This window comes from Acinetobacter sp. 1294596 (assembly GCF_000582925.1).
In the GTDB taxonomy this organism is placed as follows: Bacteria; Pseudomonadota; Gammaproteobacteria; order Pseudomonadales; family Moraxellaceae; genus Acinetobacter; species Acinetobacter radioresistens.
Map to the genome: position 1 here is coordinate 1 of NZ_JFCC01000087.1, position 2498 is coordinate 2498.

Annotated in this window: 3 protein-coding genes; 2 read left to right on the forward strand and 1 reads right to left on the reverse strand. The window is 31.1% G+C overall.

Annotation, left to right across the window (positions count from 1 at the left end):
* Positions 1–119 precede the first annotated feature (119 nt).
* Both J502_RS15815 and J502_RS15820 read left to right on the forward strand, forming a co-directional pair.
* Complete coding sequence (locus J502_RS15815; protein WP_005014522.1) at positions 120–476, forward strand: BLUF domain-containing protein; 357 nt, start codon at positions 120–122, stop codon at positions 474–476.
* Between the two features lie 271 nt (positions 477–747).
* The gene (locus J502_RS15820) at positions 748–1668 is read left to right on the forward strand and encodes an alpha/beta hydrolase (protein WP_034685152.1); all 921 of its coding nucleotides are present in this window, start codon (positions 748–750) and stop codon (positions 1666–1668) included.
* A gap of 359 nt (positions 1669–2027) precedes the next feature.
* Here J502_RS15820 and J502_RS15825 read toward each other — a convergent pair whose 3' ends face one another.
* The gene (locus tag J502_RS15825; RefSeq protein ID WP_005014517.1) at positions 2028–2393 is read right to left on the reverse strand and encodes a NirD/YgiW/YdeI family stress tolerance protein; all 366 of its coding nucleotides are present in this window, start codon (positions 2391–2393) and stop codon (positions 2028–2030) included.
* Positions 2394–2498 lie beyond the last annotated feature (105 nt).

Below are 2498 nucleotides of genomic sequence, written 5' to 3' on the forward strand. Positions count from 1 at the left end.
AAGATATAATATAGTTTTATTATATTTTAATTAAAGTAATAAAATACTACGAAAAGCTATGGGAGATTAATTTTTTAATATCAAGTTTATATCTGACTAATTGTGGTAGAGGAAATTGAATGCTTATTCAACTTTGCTATGCAAGTGAAAGAATAGAACACTTAAATAGTGATCTTTTGGAGGATTTAAGTAATATTTTAACTAAATCAAAACTGTTTAATCAGGAACAGCAGATCTTTGGGGTTCTTTATTATGCTAATGGTTTTTTCTTTCAGTGTCTTGAGGGAGAGAAATCTCAAGTAGAGGCTCTTTTTGTAAAAATACAAGATGATAAGCGGCATCATAAAATTAAGTTATATAGAACTGTTATTATAGATGAGATTAATTTTAAAAGTTGGTCTATGAAATATGTTGAAAAAAATACTTGTATAGAACGCTTCTTTCATAAGCGTGGTAAAAAAAGTTTCAGCCTTTAGAGCTTTTACAAGAGGATATCGCTTCCTTATTAGAGGTATTGATTGATTCTGTAGAGTCGGAATTGCCTAAGCGAACAAGACAAGGACTTAAATATCGTGGAGTGAACCGATTTCTATAACTTAGCCCTTCTTAGAGAGAATATGTCTCGTCTCAAACTAATAGTTTAATTTTTTAAAGGTTTAATGCACAAAATATTTAACGGTTTTTATTGATAATGATTATTAATTAAAGTAGGGTGGATAATAATTTTTAATTTGCTTTTTATCAAATATGGCTAAAATCTTTTTTTGGGGCAAAAAAATCTTAGAAATATTTCTTGTTTTAGGCATGGCTAGTACGGTTGCAATAACTGTTCATGCTAAACCTGATCTCAAACCCTTAGGTAAAAACATTGCAGATACAGGTTCACAAGTTTATAACTTTCAAACTAAAAAATTCATCTCTAAAGATCAAAAGCGAATTTACAAGGTTTGGTTAGGTATTCCTAAGCAAAAAAAGAATCTATCAACTGGAAGTACTGCTATTTTTATGCTGGATGGTAATTCCGTAATGTCCCGCCTGAATGAACATCTACTTCAAGGTATGGCCGAGCAGGATGCACCAGTTTTAGTTGCGATTGGTTATGAGACTAATCTGCCTTTTGATTCTAAGGCGCGTTCACTAGACTATACACCTGCAGATAAAACAGGTGAGCTGGCAGTTGACCCTCGAAACCCTGAACGATTGAGTGGTGGAAGTAAGGCATTTCGAAAAATTATTATACAAGAAATAGCACCGTGGGTAGAACAGCAGGTCAAATTAGACCCTAAAAGAAAAATACTCTGGGGACATTCATACGGCGGATTATTTGTATTGGACAGTTTAATAGCTGGACAGTATTTCAGTCATTACTTTGCGGCAAGTCCTTCGTTATCATGGGCAGATCAACGTATAATGAAAAAATTAAGGAGTACAAAAGAACCTTTTGCTGAGTCTAAACAACTTATACTTATGGAAGGAGATATTACTCCTCAAAAAAATCAAAAAGTTAGTCCAAATTTTAACAAAGATATGATTGTGAATAATCGTGAGCTACTTTCCTATGTACATAGTCAAGGAGTAAGTGCCAAATTAATAATTTATCCGGAATTAAGCCACGGTGAGGTATTTGGGGCATCATTAAAGGATATATTAATGAATAAGCTTTTTTAATTTATATGACTTAATCAATCTAATAGAACTGATTAAGATTTGGTGAAATAGTTAATTTTACTTAAAAGTAATTAATAAAATTTAAAAATTTTTACTAAAAGGTAGGCTGGCAAAATATAAAAGGAAGATTTGAAGTGTTCGCTCAAAATTTCTGAAGAGAAAATATTAATACCACTAATTTTAAATACATTATACGGCATTCTATGTATATGAAGGGTCTAATAGCACTCTAAAGAATTATCTAGATGGGGCATGGCAAAATATATCAGTTTATTGAAATGCCAGCCCTCTAGAGATTTAAGCCTCAATTAAGCTTAATTATTGCTGAAAAGTAAGAAATTCCCAAAAAATAGGGTTAATCAACAAAGTATCTCTATTTTTGCTACGTCGATATCAGTAGGTTTATAGCGGTGGGTATCTACTTCACCCATTATGCGTACTTTTGTGCCTGGTTTAAGTTGAGAAGGAGTCGCCAGATCATCATCAATTTCAACATTTATGGTACCGGTTGAATCTTTAAACTCATAATAATCACTCTTAATGTAGCGAGTTATTTTTCCAGTCAATGTAACAGCTGTTTCATCTTTTGCTTTAATTGCCTGAGCCACAGTTACCTTATTTTTAATGGCTGCATTTATAAGTTTTTGGTCATTAGTATCTGCAAATATTTGAGTAGATAATACGGAAATTAAACCAGTTACTATAATTTTGACAATTTTTATCATGAATTATTTCTTTCATTATTAAAATAAATTTATAAAAAATTTAGCTTAGATTTAAAATATCTATATTATTAAATTGTTATTTAATTTATAGGTGGCTGAAGTTAA